We start from the raw sequence: 18,154 nt of genomic DNA on the forward strand, positions 1-18,154 counted from the left end.
GTTAATCGGTGTAAATGGCTTTGGCTAAACCAAATGCTGACCATGCTTTTGGCCATCCAGCATAGAAAGAAAGGTGGGTGATCAACGCCACCATTTCAGTTTTGGTGACGCCGTTTTGTTTGGCAATTTTCATGTGACTTTCGAGTTGTGGGAAGAGGCCTTGCGCCATCAATGCTGAGCAAGTGATCAGACTACGATCATGGGCAGAGAGTTCGTCTTCTTTAGCCCAGACTTTTCCGAATAAAACGTCATCGTTAAGAGCTGCAAATTGGGGTGCAAATTCACCCAGATTATCGCGACCAGCTGTTTGTTTTTTTGCCATAATATTAGTCCTCCAGTGCGTTGTATTGTTCGTCAGAAACGGGTTCCAGCCATTCTGGTGTGCCAGCTGTAATAGCGATATGGCTGAACCAGCTATCCTTAGTCGCACCGTGCCAGTGTTTCACGCCGTCGTGAGTAACGACAACGTCACCGGGGTGTAATTTTCGAGCAGGTTGACCTTCTTCTTGGTACCAGCCTTCGCCACCAGTAACCAATAATAGCTGAAAACCGTCATGGTGAATGTGCCAGTTATTACGGCAACCTGGTTCAAAGGTCACGTTACCGACACCAACGTTGATTTTAGGATCGTTGATCAGGTTATTGAGATAACTTTGGCCAACGAAGTATTTTGCGTAGGCATCGTTTTTGTCGCCCATGTCAAAGATGCCGTTTTTGACGCTCGTTTCATTTTTTGTCATTAAATTGCTTCCTTTCATAGTAGCTTCTTTGAATCATTTCAATTAAATGCTTGCGGTTTAACAATGACTATAATTTACGCGCTATTTTGATATGTGTAAAATACTTGTTAATTATATTGGATATGCCTACTAAGCATATTAGACGTTAAAAAAGACCTCGCATGTTAGTGCGGGGTCAAGTTAATTAGAAGAAACGGTATCTGAAGGTGCTTTTTAGCAATATTTGAAGGTTCATAACTATCCTGTTTCTTGTTAGTCAAGATGTCAGCGTAGTGAGCCACTTTTTTATTGATAGTTTCCAAATGGTTTTTGAGTTCATCGATTTCGTAAAGGGTTTGTTTCTGCTGATCCAGCATGATTTGATAACGCTCAGGAACGGTTGATTCACCTTCAATAACAAGATCGAAATAGTGTTTGATGTTTTCCAGTGACATGCCGGTTTGACGTAAACAGGTAATCAGATGGATCCACTCGAGATCCACATCATCAAAAACCCGGTTATTATTTTTATCCCGTTTAACGAAGGGAAGTAATCCATGGTCGTGATAGTAACGAACGGTGTAGGTGGTAAGTCCCGTTTTGTTGGCAACTTCTCGGACAGAATAAGTCATATTTACAATAAACTCCTTTCGATGTAGTGAAAAGTATTAGATTTAACAACAAGTTTATAAGTGATATCAACAATCATAAACATTAGATTTACTGGAAGCAAGTGAAGGATATCATATGACGATCAGTGTTGAATGTCAATCACCACATTGTTGGATGCAAATAGTCGCCGAGAGATTAATTTTCTCGACGACTGTTTGTTTATTTAGAAATTTATAAAACGACTATTTACCGCCACTCAGGTAATAATCAATATTCTTATTAGCAGCATCACGGTTAGTTTGTTTAGCAGTGGAAAGTGGGATGCCATTCGCGCCACTTAACGCCATTAAAATATCGAAGAACGGTGGTTTGATGCCCAATTCGTCCAGATCATCTGGCGAAATCGTGTAGCGAATCGAAGCTTCATCGTGGTGTTCAACTTTTTGAACCCAGTGAGGTTCGCGAATGTTCTCACGCCCAAGAGCGACTAAGTCAAAGCCAGCGTCTGTAGCTTTCGCGGCATCTTCAGGTGTTTGAACGTCACCAACGACAATCATAGGTACTTTGCCTTGCAGATGTTCCTTGATTGTTTCGTTGAGTGGCGTTGTGATAGTGTCATCGGTTAACGATTTCCGCCAAACGTTACTCATTGAAATGTGAAGATAGTCAATTGGTTGATCCTTTAACACGTCAACAAACTTCAAGGTGTCATCGAAAGTGATCCCTGGTTTTTCAATTTCTTCAGGAGAAATCCGGTAGCCCACGATAAATGGCTTATCAGCATATTTATTGACCGCCTCGTTAACTGATTTAATCACTGCTAGTGGGAATTTCATGCGTTTTTCAAGCGTGCCGCCCCATTCGTCGGTTCGTTGATTCGAGTTAGGGGAGAAGAATTGCTGAATCAGATAAGTGTTGGCACCGTGAATTTCCACGCCGTCGAAACCAGCTTGAATGGCCCGACGAGCAGCTTCACCAAAATCAACAATAGTCTGTTCAACTTCTTCGGCAGATAATGCGCGGGGCTGCTCGGAACCTGCTCGAGCTGCCGCAATTGCACTGGCGCTAACGGGTTGCTTGCCTCGGAGAACGGATGATGAACTCATCCGGCCAGCACTAAAAATCTGTAAGACAGCTTTAGTGCCGTTTTGCTTGATTGCCGAAGCCAACTTGTGCAACCCAGGGATGAACTTATCGTCGGCAACACTGAGTTCACCTTCAAATCCTTTACCTTCCTCGTTAACGTTGGCAACAGCGGTGATATAAAGTCCGACACCACCAGAGTGTTTACGATAATAATCGATTTCGTCTTCGGTGACGTTACCATCGTGAAATGCCATGCATTCAGTCAAAGGTGGAATCACGACCCGATTTTTCAACGTAATGTCTTTGTTAGGAAATTTGAAAGTATCCAGAAATGAATATGCCATGAATAATCCCTCCATTCATTTGTGATTATTATAACATGATACGGGTGGCAAAACTTACAAATTGTAAGTTATTTAAAGTAATAATAAAAATTTTTAGAGACGTAAAATATTATTAAAGATTATTGGTCAAGTTATAATAATTTTCTAAAGGTTGAAAGTTAGTAAAAGTGAGATTAGCTTTAAACACAAAAGTAAACTATCGCTGCTAGTTCTTCTTCGAAAACCGGTTCGTCACCAGATCCTTGAGGCCGAACCGGAGCACCGTTTTACCTTGATGATGCTGGTGATTTGTAACCACTTGGCCAGCGGATTGAACCATATTGTTTGCCACCTTTCAACGATACGAAACCGTTTCGTTTAGTAAATGTTAAGCTTTATTTCTGACAAAGTTTGTTAGAAGTGATCAAAACAAAACTAGACAGCTCATCATCCCAAACTACAAAGAGATAACAGCTGCCTAGTTCAACAAAAAAGATTCAGTTTCTTAGATTATATATACAAGTATTATTTTTTCGGTCCACAGCCCCGTTCATCTGATGACAAAGGCTTAGTTTTCGGCGTATTAGGATACATTTTGGCACGTAAACCATCGTTAATCTGTCGAAACTTAGCTTCAGCTTTAGTGTCCGGCCGGTAGTAAGTCTTGTTTTCCATGCCTTTAGGCATTAAACCTTTACCCCAGAAGTGTTCTGGAAATTGGTGAGCGGAGACAAAGCCCACACCGTGGCCCAAACTCAGTGCACCTTTGTAGTGCATATCACGAGTCATATCAGGCTGTTGCCAGTCGTCCTTGGCAGCATCTTCCCGAGCAAATTCAATGGCTTTTGTTGAGGCGTTAGCCTTGGGTGACAGAGACATTGCAACGGTTACAGCGGATAAAACTGATTGCGCTTTCGGTAATCCCACATCTCTAGCGACCTGTAGCGCATCAATGACAGGAGCCCATAAGTCAATGTTAGCCACGCCGATGTCTTCAAACAGGCCGACTTCGATCCGACGAATGGCCGATTCCATATCATTGCCATTTAGTAGTACGCCCAAGGCTAATAAAGCGGCATTCACATCAGAACTTTTAATGGCTTCGCAATACCAAGCGATAGTATCATAATGGCCGTCTTCACCGTTATCGATTTTTGAAGCACCAGCACCTAGGGTAGCATCGATGTGTTCTTCGTCAAATGGTACGCCAGATTTAACCAAAATCTCTAGTGAAGATAAGGCCAAACGAAGATCGCCGTTGGTACGATCAGCTAAATAAGTCAATTTAGAGTCATCGATTTTTTTAGCAGTTTCATATTTTCCTAAGCCACGGTCAGAATCGTTTAGTGCCTGTTTTAAGCCGGTTAAGATCTCATCTTTAGTCAGTGGTTTTAATTCATAAATGACCATTCGGCTGCGTAATGCAGGGGGCAGGTTAATGAACGGATTTTCAGTAGTCGCACCGATTAGAGTGACGGAACCATCTTCTACGGATGCCAATAAAAGATCTACTTTCGGATGATCTAACCGGTGGATTTCGTCCACAAATAAGACAATTGGTTCGGTATTAGCCACAGCTAGTGCGTTTTGCAGGTCAGCTTTAGTCCCATTGGCGGCGTTAAAGTAGATAAACCGTCGATTAGTACTGCCAGCTAAGGCTTGTGCGATTGAAGTTTTACCAATACCAGGTGGTCCATATAACAGCATCGAGCTCAGTGTGTTAGCGGCTACCATCATAGAGATTGGCTTCCCATCACCTATTAAATCCGTTTGACCGATTACTTCTTCAATTTTTCGTGGGCGCATCCGATACGCTAACGGCTGAACGTTTTTTAGCGATTGGTGGGTTGGTTGGCTATCATTCTTTGAGCTAGTCGCGCTGTTTAATAATGACAATTGTTCGGCCATTCAATTACCTTCTTTACTTAATTTTCCTCTTGTTACGGGTTACCGTTAGAGTTACAGTACAACTCGAAAATTATCTTATGCTCTATATATTATATAATTTATTATATAAATAAGTGCAATAATCGATTTGAATTATTTAGGAAGTGTCGTGTTTAACCGGTGAGAAAGATGATGTAAATCCTATCAGGAGACTGTGCTGATCCACACCATTTTGCTCTGTCGTTAAATTCTTTAAATGAATCCATAACAAGTGGATATCGACTAAAAAAATGTTGACACCGTGTCACTTTCTGCTATACTAATCTAGTCGATAAGAGTGACACGGTGTCACTTGTTCCAGAAAGAGAGGGATCCATCATGGTTTCAGCAACGTTTGAACATTTACCAGTAGAAAAACAAAGTCGAATCCGTCAGGCATTATTGAACGAATTTTCGCATTACCCGCTGGCTGATGCCCAGGTAGCACGTATCGTGAAAGACGCGAACATTGCGCGAGGAGCTTTTTACAAGTATTTCGATGATTTAACTGACGCTTATCGCTATTTATTTGGTGTTGCCATGGTTGAAATTCATCGAACGATGCCGAAGCGACCAACGCTAGATAATATTGATGAATACGTTGATTCTATTCGCAAGTTTATCTTAGAGGCTGACGAGGCGGGTTACCGGCAATTAATCAAGTTGCACTATCAATACAATGAAGGCTTTCTTGGCAGAAGGCCCACGACAATTCCGTCAGATGCTGATAGTGCAAAAGAGTGGGCGATTACGGCTTTATACCACCAAACAGTGCGTGATGTTGTGCTGGATCCAGAGAGTATGGACGAACGTATCAAACAGTTACGTGTCGTTTTACAAAACGTTAAATAGTGAAGGAGAAAGATTTTGTTTTTAGCCCTTAAAGAAATTAAGAAAGAAAAGTTCCGGTCAGGTTTGATTGTTGCCATGATTGTGTTAATCGGGTACCTCATCTTTATTCTAACCAGTTTGGCTCTTGGCTTGGCCCAGCAGAATACGGACGCCATCAATTCGTGGGATGCCAAGCAGATCACGTTAAATTCCAATGCCAATGTAGACATGCGGCAATCATTTCTGACTAAAAAACAAGTTGGCCATTTGAGCAGGCAAGAAGCATTAATTGGTGAAACTTCGGTGGTTGCTAAGGCTAAGAGTCATAAGCAGCTTTCAGCGGTATTTTTAGGTCTGAATAACAATCAATTCGTTTATCAAAATCTCAATCTTGTAGACGGTCATCGTGTGACTAACAGTCATGAACTGGTAGTGGATACGGCGTTTAAGCAAGAGGGCTACAAACTTGGTAGTCAGTTCAAACTTAATGGTGACAATCATAAATATACGATCGTTGGCTTCATTAAAAACGCTAAATTAAATATTGCACCAGTTGTTTACGGACAGATGAACGATTGGAAGAGTTTACGGGCGATTACCGTAGGACCAGTTGGGTCTGCGGTTGTCTCTAGGGATGCGAGTTATAAAAATAATGCTAACGGTGCAAAGACTTATACCAAGCAGCAAGTTGTCGATAAACTGCCCGGTTACCAGGCTCAGAACAGTACTTTTATTTTGATGATTGGTTTTTTAATGGTCATTTCGCTGATTATCATTGCAGTGTTCCTGTATATTTTGACCATGCAAAAATTACCTAATTACGCTGTTTTGCGCGCTCAAGGGGTGCCAAGTAAAGTGCTTGTTGGTGCAACAATCTCACAATCTGTCTTACTAGTGGTGAGTGGGTTAATCGTAGCCACATTATTTACGGTTATCACTGCTTGGATAATTCCGGCAAATGTTCCCATGGCTTTTGACATACCGGTGCTTGGAGGCGTTGGTGTGGGGTTACTCGTCATGGCCATGATTGGCGGCTTGATTCCAATCAAATCCGTTGTTAGTGTTGATCCCGTTTCCGTTATTGGAGGTTAAATGAATGAGTTCATTTTCAGTTAAAAACGTTAATCAGATTTTTGGGACAGGTACCGCAGAGGTCCATGTGCTCCATGATGTCAACTTTGAGGCTGAACCCAGCACTTTGAGCCTGATTATGGGACCCTCAGGATCCGGTAAGAGTACGTTTCTATCAATCGTTGGTGGCTTATTGACGCCCACGTCGGGAACAGTAGAAGTAAACGGTCTCAGCTATAACGAACGCTCTAAGAAGGAACGCGATGCTTTACGACTCGACTCGATTGGGTTTGTGTTGCAAGCTTATCATTTATTACCGTATCTCACTGTGGCTGACCAGTTTAAGTTAGTCGATAAGATTAAACCCCAGGGTAATCTGTCTCGTGAAGCGTTAACGGATGTTCTTGAAACGTTAGGGATAAAAGATCTTTTGAACAAATATCCCGGTGAATTATCAGGCGGTCAGCAGCAGCGAGTGGCGATTGCGCGCGCACTTTACCCAGATCCAGCGATCATTTTGGCAGATGAACCGACAGCTGCATTGGATAGCGCACGAGTGGCTATTATCGTTAAGCTCTTGAAAGACCTTGCTGTTAAGCACCATAAGGCTGTCGTGGTGGTGACTCACGATGGCCGTTTGGTTGATTCGGCGGATCGGTTGTACGAAATGAAAGATGGTTATCTGACTAAATCAACGCCAGAAGTATCTAGGTAACGGCGCATTTTTCGGCATTTTGATGAAAGGCACAATCAGATCTTACTAAGGATAATCACATAAAAGAGGTCGTGACATGAGTTTATATTGGTAAGTATTTCATCTAGTTTCTTGACTGAAAGACAACTTAAAATTTGTTTTTGTTCAATACTTTAATCTAGTCTAAACTGGCTCCGCAACTCAGATTCCGGCCATTTAACCCCAAAAATACGTATTCCGACAAAGTTCGACGGAATACGTATTTTTGGGGTTAAATTCTGGAATCTACCGAGTTGTGTCACACTCTCTTATATCATTTACCAACTGAATTGTTCGTAATACATGTTTTCGTGGGATACTCCCGCTTGTGTTAAAGCATGCTGCCAAGCTTGTCCCATGCGTGCTGGACCAGAAAGTAGGTACAATGCAGATATTGGCGTTATCGACGAAACTGCTTTGGTAACATCGAAGCGACCGGTCTGAATGTGTACAGTCAACGTTGAGCGTTGAGCAGCGAGTGCTTTTAGCTGTGGTACGTAGATCAAATCAGTGGGGCGATGAGCTGAATAGTACAGTGTGATGGGTAATTGTGGGTAAGCCTGGACTAGTGCCAGCATAGGAACGACACCCGATCCACCAGCTACGAGCACTAATGGCTTTGTCGGATGTTTAGCAATCATGGTATTGAAGAGGCCAAAACCGCCAGTGAGGTGTGCTTCGGCATTCAGCGGCAGGTTTTGCACAGACCGGGTAAAGTCACCGTCACCACGAATGGCCAGCACTAACTGATTATCATGAACGGCATTGACAACGGAGAACGGATGCAGTTCACGTAATCCCGCATAATCAGGGAAGCTAATGAAGACATAATCCCCAGGTTTAACCGTTAGTTGATGGCGTGACTTTAAACTAAAAGTAAATTCGAAGAAGTTCGGTGCCAGTTCACGTTTTGAAGTAAGCTTACCACGTGATAGCCACCAAGTATCGCGAAGCTTAGCGTAGACATACGCTAGTGCGACTACTGCTGTGTAACCGTCAAACCACCACATATACGGATGGATTGCCGTGATATAGCCAATGAGCTGCACGTGGATGAACACGAGAACGACTGCAATTAGATTGAGACGGTGCAACCAAACTGAAAATTCATGTTTGAAGGTTTGCTCCAGCCAATGTTTGAGATGTGCTAAAGCAGGCACCTTGTCTGTGAGCCATCCGGCCATGAATACTAATGAGTACATCATCAAGCCGATGAATAAGATGAGGGCAATGTCGCCTGTCGTTCTGACCATACCACCGGAGTGGGTTCCCATTTTATGAAGGAAAGCCAGGATAATAGCGAAAATACTAAGGCAGCCGTGCACCATGTAGACACTTGGTAGGCCAATCAAACGATCTAGCCAGTGTGGCCTGGTTGCCAGATAGATAGCGACTAAGAACCAAACGTAAGCGATGGAACCAGCTTGGATAGCGAGACCACCACTAGTAAATTGACCTGGTAAACCTGCTGCCAAAGTCAGTACTAACGGGAGAGGAAGAATGAATAATACAATCATCCAGACGAGACTGAGCAATTTTGGAAAGCGTTTAAGCATGATATCACCTTTTTAGTAACTCGATTTTTGGAATTTTGGTCTTTTTCTGACTTACATGCCATTAGTATTGGTAACTGTAATCGGAAAATTTGATCTGTATCAAGTTAACACTTAAGCTATTGGTGTACCAGTCCTTGTGACTGAATCTTATGTATCTTATACATTGCTTAAAGTGTTGGCCGACTTTTTGAGAAGCCATGGCAGTGTCAGATTTTAGGTACAAAATAGCGTTGCGGATGCTCTATTTCAGAACTTCCGCAACGCTATTTTTAATTATGATTCTTGAGTCGAACCCAAATCGCATGAATACCAAACGCTGAGCCAAAGGACAGGCACCAAGTTAACATATAAACAACCAGAATGCCCATCAAGGGAGAAACGGTTGTCAAAGTTTTACCAAATAATAGCCACAGACATTCAGACCAAAAGACGTTGGACAAGTATGCCTTGTAGGCAAAGCCAGCAAATTGATGCACGAAGTTTGTGAAGGGGCGGTTGGATTTTACCTGATGCAGACACAGTGCAGCGAATAAACCAATGACTGCTAGATCATAGATTGTCATTGACGGTTTGTAGTAGGGGGCATTACTTAGTTTGATTGGGAAGCCATAACTGAATAATTCATGATTAATCCACCAGAGTGTCACCACGAAAACAACCATAATTGCTGACCACGATTTCGTGATGAAACGGTTGAACACTTGGCGGTATTGCCATGCGAGCATCCCGAAGATACCATAAAGCAAAAAACTGATGAATAAGCGGTCAAATAAGTACCAGTCAGTGGCATGGGGACCGTTAAATACCTGCGTGTCGTAGAACCATAACCACAGACCGGCAATCATGACGGTACTGCCAGCCGTCAATATGCCACGTTTTGCATTCTGCCCGCACCAGCGTCCGATGTTCCAGAATAGTGGCATCAAAATGATAAATTGCAGCATCATGGTGTTATACCACAGATGAGGAGCAGCGTTACCGTTGATGAATTGCCACAGAAAAGTGCCAAGATTATGGTAGTGATTAACTTGCTGCATTTGTGGCATGACCAGTAAATAAATCAACGTCCACCAAATTGTCGGTATGAACAGTGCGTGCCAGGTGTTTTTCAGGTATTGATGATATGTCAGATTACGGTTATTAATGATCGTACGAGTTGTTGTGTAGAGGATGCCAAAAATAAAGGCTGGCGCAGTGTATTTAACCAAATTATACAAAATGCCAATTCCAATTTGGACGCCAGCACTAGGATGAGTGGTTAACGCGTAGCTCAAAATGGGTTGCGACATCACAGCAGTACATGCGCCAAGTTTCAGATAATCACCAATATCAGCGATGGATCGAATTAATTGCGGATTACTCATAAGTTATTTCACCTTAGTTTGAATTTACGAGGATCAATCGTGAAATAGTTTAATGGTTTAGTGATGTGGGTGCAAGGGTGGCTCGTATTAGAACCGTGTTTCAACTAACATCATTGGTGACGAAAATGAAATGATTAATTTGATAAATCAAATTGTCTTAACAAAATTACTAGCTTATAATGAAGATTAGTAAGAGTTATAAATATATTAGCTATTCTAAGGGGCAGAGTCATGAAAAAAATTCCAGTTTTATTGAGTTTATTTACTGTGGTAACGTTAGGATTAGCGGGTTGCGGAAGTTCTCAGGCGAGTTCAAGTGCAAGTAGTTCTAGTAAAAACCAAAGTAAAATTTCTGAAGATGAAGGAATTATCAAGACGGCTCGTAATTTGAACGAAGATGGTCATTATCAGGATTCCAACAAAGCATTGAATGGCATCCAGATTACTGACTTAAGTAAAAAGGGGTTTAGTTCACTTAAATCTGAATATTTTCAAATTCAAAAGAGCAATGATGCTTTTCTGTTAAAGCAGGGGAAAAAGCAAAATCAAGCAGCAGCAAATAACGGGTCAACTAGTTTGAATACCAATGATAGTTTTTCAGACTATTCTAAATTTGTCGGAGACTATTCATTTTACAATTATGATTCCAATCGTCAACAAAGTGATTTAGTCATTGATTCAGATGGTACGGTTGTTCAGGAAAATAATGATGGCACTAGCTTTCATGGTGTTGCGACTATTTCTTCAACCAATCAGAGTGGTATTCTTTCGTATGATGTAACTTCTGGTACCAATGATACCAAATCAATTAACGCTAACGTTAAGATTGATGTTACTTGGAGTAACGGCGAAAATGAAACCTATTATGGCTATACTTCTTATGATGGCGGAGCTGTTTTAACTGATGGAAAACCTTACAAAGGGGATTTGGTTAATGAAGTTTGGGTTCAGTAGAGTTGCTGTTTCCTTGCTATTGGGGTTAGCTGTAATGAGCGGTTGCTCAAAAACAAACCATCCAGCAAATCAAACTTCATCGTCAAAGCCGACCAGCCAAGCTAAGCCGAGTACGAATCAGGTGAAACATTCGGTTGCTGAGCGTAAAACTAATTCTAGAACAGATTTAGTTCAACACGATATCCGATTAAGTGAAGAAAGATGTATTGCGTCAGCTTCTGGCCAGACCTCAGTTTATGCTGTTGATTTAAGAAACAAACAACCTGTCATGGTGCATAATCGGTCGCAGAGGTCTGCCAGTGTCATTAAGTTATTCATCATGGTTGAAGCTTTTCGACAAATAAAATCTGGTCGATTAACGCTCAATCAAGAAGTTTCAATTCCTAAAACTGATCAGGTGGGTGGTACCGGTGAATTGGCTCATCAAAATGTTAATCAGCTTTCACTTATTCGGCTGTTGACTTTAATGATCCGAAATAGCGATAATACAGCGACAAATGTTTTGATTGATCGCCTAGGCGGTTTGAACGTGATTAATAATGAAATCAAACGGCTGGGTTGCAGTGACACACAGCTACAGCGGAAGATGCTGGACTATCAGTCTTTGAAGAATGGAAAAGATAATATGACTTCCGTGAAGGATGTTGGTAATCTGCTAGTAAAATTGGAGCAACATTCAGTATTGGGTGATCCCTATGACGCAGAAATGTTGCAGTTACTGAGATATAACGCTAATCAAAGCAAACTGCCAGCTTTAATCAACCAGAAAGCAACTGTCTTCAACAAGACTGGTGAATTTCCAGACTATGGGGTTCAAAATGATGCTGCTATCGTTAAAAAAGGTAACCAGGTTTTTGTGGTTGTTGTGCTTTCACAGCATGGCAATGAAAGTAAACAAGTAGGCGCAATGCAACAACTTGGCAAGCAATTGTACACAATTTATTTTAGCAAATAATAGTGGCTTCAGAAGTCAGTCCAAAATGGATTGGCTTTTTTGATTGAAAAAATAATTCGGTGAATAATATTGTTCTCGCAATGTTTTATTTTAAAAGAAAAAAACGCCAATAATGGAATTTGACGTTTGAAATGTTAGCATTCTTTTAATTTGTCTCTAGTAGACATGACCCTTAGTTAGAAGGATTTCTTTGATAATCAGCATCCAGTTTCAGTAATAAGTCTGCTGACAAACCTGAACGTGATTCAATGCGTCGAGCCATTTCAGTCGTTAGACAACGTTTATGGGACAGTAATTCTAATACTTGCTGCGTACTGATACCTAATTGCTGTGCTATTTTATCGGAACTGATCTGGTAGTAGGGCATGGTTTTACGCAAAATATCAGCACGAGCTGTTTCATGGTAGTAGCGAACGAGATTAAATCGGTTTGGCATTCTTAACACCCCTTAAAAACAATTCACTTATTTAGAATCAGTCACTAATGAATTCAAATACGTTGTGAAATCACTTTTCGAATCAAATGTTTGCGGATCCACGTATGCAGTTAAGGCATCTTTAACAGTTTGGGGCGATCCTTCACTAATCGATTTTTTCAATTTCTTTTTTCTTATGCGTTTGTTGGTCATACAAAAATTCCTCTCTTAAAAATGACGTTTAACGTGTACGTATAATCATTTTTTGATCATATACAATGGACTACCGGCAAACGTTGGTTAAACACATTAAAAACAACCTACAATTCTCACCAAAATAGTAGCATAAATTAAGTGCAAATGCACTTATCTAACGTTATTAATTGATTGAGTCTGAGTAGGCTGTTTAATACAGTTAGGGTAGTGATGTGTTGAAGATTAAATTGATTTTTCTATTCTGGATAATCTCGTTCAATAGATTGACGTAACTTAACAATATTACTAAAAATAGTTTGTTGCTGTGGTTCTAACTTTGCCATTAGATTTGCATTTAACTCACTGATTTTTTGTGTTATTTCGCGGTTTAGTTGGATTCCTTTATCAGTTAAGAATAATTGAGTACCACGTTTGTCTCTGGGGTTAATTGATTGTTTGATTAGTCCCTTTTCAATCAAGTGATTTACGGCCCGAGTGATAGAACTGTGATTTAAATGAACTAATTGATTAAAGTCACTCCTAGTAATACCAGGATTTTCACTGATTTTCATCACGTAGAAGTAATTAGATGCATTGACTTCGTACGGTGCTAGCATTTCTGTAATGTGGTTCGTGATGACCAAATTCAGCACAGCAACTTGTTGGACGAAATCAGCATCAAAATATTTGTTAGAAGTCGTAAGAACCACCCTCAATGTTTGTCATGAGCAACCAGTCATCTTTCACAAATATTATAACAGAATTAGTTGTTGGTGAATGGCTTATCAAAGAGAATGAAACAAAAAATCCCGTCGTCAAACGGGATTTTTTTAATACCTATTATTTAAATTGTTAAACTAGTTAAAACTGATCCATCTAGAAAAGCCACGCGGTTCCTTCCCACGATAGCCAATTGCTACTGCCAGAATAGTGATGATTAAGCCAACAGCTACGATTAACCACAGCGTTGTACTATACGCACTGCCGTTGCCACCACCGTACAACGAGTTGAAGGTCATGTAGACGCCTTGATACATGGGGGTGTGATAACTCAGCCATTGATAAAATGAGTTCATGGCTTGGCGTGGAATAATGGCGCCACCAGCAATCGTCTGCGATACCATCAGTGGTAATTGAATCAAAAATGACGGGAGACCACCTAATAGCAGGGCTAAGGAGAAGGAGAGCTCAAAGGCACCCAGTCCAAACAACCATTCACTTCCTAACAGAGACATGAAAGTGCCACCGTTAAATTGAATGAAGCATCTCAGTAATGAAACGGTAACCAAGGGACCAATCACGGTTGCTAAGACACCGTTGATTTGTGCCATTAAGAAAGCGAGCCATTTACCCATGGCATAACGAGCGCCCATGAACATCAGGGTTAAAATGATGCTCATGATCATGAGACCCAAGTAGAAGCCCATGTTCAAGAACATTGGTCCCATTTGATACTGATAATTCCCGCCAATTTTATGCAGATGGGTGGTATGAGTATCAGGTGTTGCGGCCAATTTTTGAGCAGCCTTTTGAGCCTGTAACTGAGTCTGCTTTGCAATAGTTTGCTTAACCTGTTGCTGCATCTTCTGTTGCATTTGCTTTGCTGCAGCGGGATTCATTTGAGCACCTTGTTTTGCTGCAGATGCCTGCTGTTTAGCAGCGTTGGCCTGCGCCTTGGCTGCAACTTGTTTAGCAATTTGTGGTGCCATTTGCTTAGCCATGGCACCCGTTGTTCTTGCCGTTGTCAATTCGGTTGCAATTTTACCTTGAACGGCGCTGATGACTGAGCGGGTAACGTTGTTTTGCAACAATCCGTTAGAATCACTGACGTAGAAGTTAAGCTTCGGGTTTTTACCAGCTTCGACGTCCTTTGTAAAGCCCGCTGGAAGCTGAACAGTCATGGCATCGGTCCGGTCTGACAGCCGAGACTTAGCAGCGGATAGATTGCTGGAAATAGTGACGTGTTTAAAGGGCACGTTATCTTTTAAGCCATTCCTAATGCTTTTGGTAACCGCGGTTTTATCCTGATCCACAATTGTGATTCTCAACTGATCGGTTGACGTTGGTAGTTTACTAAACCCTGGCACGCCTCCTAAAACAAAGAACCCACCGATTAAAGCGGGTATGAGCAGTGCTAAGTAAGCAAACGGATTTTTGAACCATTTATTCATAAAAATTCCTCCCCTATGTTTTCATTACAACAATTAGTATGAATCACTTTAAGGGAGGCCTCAATCTGCAAAAAAACGCACACCGTCCGATAACGGACAATATGCGTATAAAAGTAGGATAACGGTCGATTACCCCCAAATTAATTACTTGGAAGCTGTTGATTGACCTTTTGAATCGCTGTAGATACTTTGAATCATACGTTCACTTAAAGCAGCTGCGTCATCGTTCATGCCATTTTTAAGTGACCAGCGAATGTAATTGAGTACAATGGATGATTCTAAATTAGAGACAAAATCAGCGGGTGCGTTCTTGTTAGCACCATAGTGATGGTTAAGCCGGTGCCAGGTTTTGCTTAAACCTTGTTCCCAATAGACGAGCAGATCATAGTTTTCCTCGTGAATGTTGAGCAGCACGTTCAACGCATCGCGATGTTTCTGCAAAGTTCTGGCAATTTCTGGGATTGATAGCACGTGTTCGTCTTGGTTGATAATCTGGGTGGCTCGTTGTTCGATTAATTGCTGATAGAGTAGGGCATATTGATTTACCAATTGTCCCAGCAAATCATATTTGTCCTGAAAATGTTCGTAAAAAGTTGATCGTGAAACCAGTGCAGCCTCGCAAATCTGATTGACCGTGATTTTTTGAAATGGCGTGGTTGCTAGCAGGTTTAAGAAGCTTTGTTTAATATCGCGTTCGGTTTTGATGATTCGTTTGTCTGTCATGATTATGCCACCAGTAATTTTCGAGTTATTTAGTTCAAGGTTCTTATTTTACATCACTTTTGAAACATAGTCTTTAGGGTAGTCGCAAGAATCGGGATTGTAAATGAACTTTATTTATTCTATACTGGAACAATCATTCCAAAAAGAGGTAATTACCCATGAGAACCAAATCATTTGACCGAGAAACCGTTCTTAAACAGGCTGTTTACATATTTTGGCGCCAAGGGTACGATGGCACCTCCATGAGCACCCTGGTTAACGAAATGGGAATTAATCGGCAGAGCATGTATGATACGTTTGGCGACAAACATCAGCTTTTTCTGTTGGCGCTACAGGCGTACTACGAGATGACAAAGACTGAGATCAAGACGAAACTGACTTCAGCCACTGATCTGGAGGATACTCTTAGAACCATATTTAACGTGTACGCGCATCATGCTGATACCGCTCCTGCAGGTTGCTTGATCGTGAATTCGGCCACTGAGTTAGGGGCCGTTGATTCAGAAGTTGGCCAACTCATCGGTCAATACTTCAAATCTGAGAAAGTGGGTTTAACTGAAGTTCTGCGTCAGTTTCAGTCTGAGTTACTGCCCGATGTGGATTTATCAGTATTAGCAGCTATCTTACACAATGCATTAGTTGGTGTCAGAGTTCAATCGCGAATCAATAATCAGATGATCGATGCCGTGATTAATGACACGATACGATCACTACCATGGAAGGAAGGCAAATCATGAAAGCTGCACAAATCAATCAGTACTCTAAATCACTGCATGTTCAAATCAATAATGTTCAGAAGCCCCAACCAGCACCCAGTGAGGTCTTAATCAAAGTAAAGTACGCTGCGGTCAATCCCGTAGACCTGATGAATATCAATGGTAGCGTAAAATTAATCCAAGATTACCAGATGCCACTAACGTTAGGTAACGAAATTTCAGGTGTAGTTGAGAAAACAGGCAGTCAGGTAACGAGATTTGAAGTGGGTGACAAAGTCTACTCGCGTTTGCCTCTGGATAAAATTGGTGGATTTGCGGAATACGTTGCCGTTGATCAAGATGCCATCTGGTATACACCTAAAAACTTATCATTAAAGCAAGCCGTAGCAGTACCACTGACCGGGCTAACAGCTTATCAAGGTTTAACGGAAGAGTTAGAAGCACAGCCTAATAAAACCTTATTTATCCCTGGAGGTTCCGGTAGCTTTGGCCAAATGGCAGTGCCGATTGCGAAACAAATGGGGCTCAAAGTCATTGTTTCCGGTAATGCGGATGCTAAGGAACGGATTACCCAATTAGGCGCTGACCAATATCTCGATTACAAAAAAGAGGATTATTGGACTGTTTTGAGCGCTGTTGATTACATTATTGATACTCGTGGCGCCAAGGAAATTGAACGGGAAGTTGCCCTTTTGAAACATGGGGGCCGGATTTTAAGTTTGGTTGCTGGACCCAACAAGCAGTTTGCGGTATCGAGAGAATTGCCATTTTGGAAAACTGTTTTGTTCAGTCTAGCTGGGAGAAAGTGGGATTGGCTTGCCCGTAAGCGTGATAGTGTCTATCGATTCATCTTTGTCCGCGCTGATGGTCAGCAACTCCAGAAAATCACGAAAATAGTGGAAGAAAACCAGATTGTACCGACAATTGATGACCACGTTTTTGACCTCGATCATATTAACCAGGCCTTGGAGCTGGTTGCTCATGGCAAAACTCGGGGTAAAGTTGTGATTGAATTTTAATTGAGAAAATGCCCTTCGCCACCCAGATATTTAGTTGTCAAATCAATCACCCGCTGAGCGATTTCATCGACGTATTCTTGAGTAGTATTTTGATTGCCTTGCACGATGTAGAAAACGTGATTGGTATCGGGGGTGACCTTCGTTTTCTCCACTTGTCGGGTTTCTAGATGGCAAATAATTTCGTTACTATCATCAATGTAGCCGTATTCGTTTGCTTTAACTGGTTCGGGTTGGTTATCAGCTCCAATTGGCACGAACTTTTCGGTGCCATCCGTAAGTCGTAAATTAACGTTGCCATCAATGTGATCAATATCGTGAGCGCCTAAAGCAAGTCGGCTTTGAATGGAAATCAAGTTATAGAGATCCACGATGGGATTGATTGAGGCGAGGGCACCGCGTTTTAAAATTAATTTGAGTAAGGTTGCGGGTGCCGGCGTGTTGTTGCGCTTAGGTAGGTGAACAGCTTTGTGTAAATCCCAAAAGCCTTGAATAAGCGGATCAGTTTTAATTTGATCGCGGTCGAGTCCTTCCAGAGCCTGATTGATTTCAGTCTGAATATAGTCGGTTAATTCAGCTGGATACTGCTGGTTATTCACACCAGTAATTTCAACGCCCCGAATGGTGACACCTAGGTCAAGTACCTTTGGATCAATCACAAATTTCATAACACAACACTCCTTTTTAATTTATTCACAAAAACTTACTAACATTAGTGATGTAATCAATCTCGACGGAGATGATTACATCACTTTTTTGATAAAGTGATAGTGGAACTAAGGCCGCGG

The 18,154-nt window shown here is 41.5% G+C and carries 21 protein-coding genes; 7 read left to right on the forward strand and 14 right to left on the reverse strand.

The features are described from left to right. Position 1: 1 nt before the first annotated feature. The 6 genes from CES82_RS11605 to CES82_RS11625 all read right to left on the reverse strand — a co-directional run bounded on the left by CES82_RS11605 (position 2) and on the right by CES82_RS11625 (position 4,648). Entirely contained in the window at positions 2-322 is a 321-nt protein-coding gene (locus CES82_RS11605) for a carboxymuconolactone decarboxylase family protein (RefSeq protein ID WP_098826426.1), read from the reverse strand. Between the two features lie 4 nt (positions 323-326). Next, positions 327-740 carry a cupin domain-containing protein gene (locus CES82_RS11610; protein ID WP_098826428.1) on the reverse strand — a complete coding sequence of 138 codons (414 nt, stop codon included), beginning with the start codon at positions 738-740 and terminating at the stop codon, positions 327-329. A 164-nt stretch (positions 741-904) separates the two neighbouring features. Beyond that, positions 905-1,351: a MerR family transcriptional regulator gene (locus CES82_RS11615; RefSeq protein ID WP_098826430.1), complete on the reverse strand. Its 447-nt coding sequence runs from the start codon at positions 1,349-1,351 to the stop codon at positions 905-907. Positions 1,352-1,573: 222 nt separating this feature from the next. After that, entirely contained in the window at positions 1,574-2,761 is a 1,188-nt protein-coding gene (locus CES82_RS11620; RefSeq protein WP_098826432.1) for an NADH-dependent flavin oxidoreductase, read from the reverse strand. A gap of 205 nt (positions 2,762-2,966) precedes the next feature. Then, a complete protein-coding gene (locus tag CES82_RS12805) occupies positions 2,967-3,092 on the reverse strand; it encodes a hypothetical protein (protein WP_263850139.1) in 126 nt (41 codons plus the stop codon). A 173-nt stretch (positions 3,093-3,265) separates the two neighbouring features. After that, the gene (locus CES82_RS11625) at positions 3,266-4,648 is read right to left on the reverse strand and encodes an AAA family ATPase (RefSeq protein WP_098826434.1); all 1,383 of its coding nucleotides are present in this window, start codon (positions 4,646-4,648) and stop codon (positions 3,266-3,268) included. A 357-nt stretch (positions 4,649-5,005) separates the two neighbouring features. Here CES82_RS11625 and CES82_RS11630 point away from each other — a divergent pair, with 357 nt between their 5' ends. The 3 genes from CES82_RS11630 to CES82_RS11640 are packed head-to-tail and all read left to right on the forward strand — an operon-like array spanning position 5,006 to position 7,283. Beyond that, on the forward strand, positions 5,006-5,518 hold the full coding sequence (locus CES82_RS11630) for a TetR/AcrR family transcriptional regulator (RefSeq protein WP_098826435.1): 513 nt from the start codon (positions 5,006-5,008) through the stop codon (positions 5,516-5,518). 15 nt (positions 5,519-5,533) lie between these two features. Further along, positions 5,534-6,589 carry an FtsX-like permease family protein gene (locus CES82_RS11635; protein ID WP_098826437.1) on the forward strand — a complete coding sequence of 352 codons (1,056 nt, stop codon included), beginning with the start codon at positions 5,534-5,536 and terminating at the stop codon, positions 6,587-6,589. Between the two features lie 4 nt (positions 6,590-6,593). After that, on the forward strand, positions 6,594-7,283 hold the full coding sequence (locus CES82_RS11640) for an ABC transporter ATP-binding protein (protein ID WP_098826439.1): 690 nt from the start codon (positions 6,594-6,596) through the stop codon (positions 7,281-7,283). 296 nt (positions 7,284-7,579) lie between these two features. On the opposite strand, the gene CES82_RS11645 is transcribed toward CES82_RS11640, so the two are convergent. Both CES82_RS11645 and CES82_RS11650 read right to left on the reverse strand, forming a co-directional pair. After that, positions 7,580-8,857 carry an FAD-binding oxidoreductase gene (locus CES82_RS11645; RefSeq protein WP_098826441.1) on the reverse strand — a complete coding sequence of 426 codons (1,278 nt, stop codon included), beginning with the start codon at positions 8,855-8,857 and terminating at the stop codon, positions 7,580-7,582. Positions 8,858-9,126: 269 nt separating this feature from the next. Continuing rightward, on the reverse strand, positions 9,127-10,221 hold the full coding sequence (locus tag CES82_RS11650; RefSeq protein ID WP_098826442.1) for an acyltransferase family protein: 1,095 nt from the start codon (positions 10,219-10,221) through the stop codon (positions 9,127-9,129). A gap of 231 nt (positions 10,222-10,452) precedes the next feature. Here CES82_RS11650 and CES82_RS11655 point away from each other — a divergent pair, with 231 nt between their 5' ends. Beyond that, positions 10,453-11,175 carry a hypothetical protein gene (locus CES82_RS11655; protein ID WP_098826444.1) on the forward strand — a complete coding sequence of 241 codons (723 nt, stop codon included), beginning with the start codon at positions 10,453-10,455 and terminating at the stop codon, positions 11,173-11,175. Beyond that, on the forward strand, positions 11,156-12,130 hold the full coding sequence (locus CES82_RS11660; RefSeq protein WP_098826446.1) for a serine hydrolase: 975 nt from the start codon (positions 11,156-11,158) through the stop codon (positions 12,128-12,130). Before CES82_RS11655 ends, CES82_RS11660 begins: the two co-directional genes overlap by 20 nt. A 172-nt stretch (positions 12,131-12,302) precedes the next feature. On the opposite strand, the gene CES82_RS11665 is transcribed toward CES82_RS11660, so the two are convergent. From CES82_RS11665 to CES82_RS11680, 5 genes are all read right to left on the reverse strand, one after another. Next, positions 12,303-12,566 carry a helix-turn-helix transcriptional regulator gene (locus CES82_RS11665; RefSeq protein WP_098826448.1) on the reverse strand — a complete coding sequence of 88 codons (264 nt, stop codon included), beginning with the start codon at positions 12,564-12,566 and terminating at the stop codon, positions 12,303-12,305. Positions 12,567-12,593: 27 nt separating this feature from the next. Beyond that, positions 12,594-12,758 (reverse strand): hypothetical protein, encoded by a 165-nt coding sequence (locus tag CES82_RS12535; protein ID WP_180245737.1) that lies wholly within the window; start codon positions 12,756-12,758, stop codon positions 12,594-12,596. Positions 12,759-12,997: 239 nt separating this feature from the next. Next, positions 12,998-13,450 carry a MarR family winged helix-turn-helix transcriptional regulator gene (locus CES82_RS11670; RefSeq protein WP_098826450.1) on the reverse strand — a complete coding sequence of 151 codons (453 nt, stop codon included), beginning with the start codon at positions 13,448-13,450 and terminating at the stop codon, positions 12,998-13,000. Positions 13,451-13,597: 147 nt separating this feature from the next. Continuing rightward, the gene (locus tag CES82_RS11675; RefSeq protein WP_098826452.1) at positions 13,598-14,911 is read right to left on the reverse strand and encodes a YhgE/Pip domain-containing protein; all 1,314 of its coding nucleotides are present in this window, start codon (positions 14,909-14,911) and stop codon (positions 13,598-13,600) included. Positions 14,912-15,055: 144 nt separating this feature from the next. Further along, positions 15,056-15,634 (reverse strand): TetR/AcrR family transcriptional regulator, encoded by a 579-nt coding sequence (locus tag CES82_RS11680; RefSeq protein WP_098826454.1) that lies wholly within the window; start codon positions 15,632-15,634, stop codon positions 15,056-15,058. Between the two features lie 158 nt (positions 15,635-15,792). Between CES82_RS11680 and CES82_RS11685 the strand changes: the two genes are divergently transcribed. Next, entirely contained in the window at positions 15,793-16,371 is a 579-nt protein-coding gene (locus CES82_RS11685; RefSeq protein WP_098826456.1) for a TetR/AcrR family transcriptional regulator, read from the forward strand. Then, complete coding sequence (locus tag CES82_RS11690) at positions 16,368-17,369, forward strand: NADP-dependent oxidoreductase (protein WP_098826458.1); 1,002 nt, start codon at positions 16,368-16,370, stop codon at positions 17,367-17,369. Before CES82_RS11685 ends, CES82_RS11690 begins: the two co-directional genes overlap by 4 nt. On the opposite strand, the gene CES82_RS11695 is transcribed toward CES82_RS11690, so the two are convergent. After that, entirely contained in the window at positions 17,366-18,034 is a 669-nt protein-coding gene (locus tag CES82_RS11695; RefSeq protein WP_098826460.1) for a B3/B4 domain-containing protein, read from the reverse strand. The genes CES82_RS11690 and CES82_RS11695 overlap by 4 nt on opposite strands. Positions 18,035-18,154: the final 120 nt, after the last annotated feature.

Source organism: Secundilactobacillus silagincola, assembly GCF_002583405.1.
Lineage (GTDB): Bacteria > Bacillota > Bacilli > Lactobacillales > Lactobacillaceae > Secundilactobacillus > Secundilactobacillus silagincola.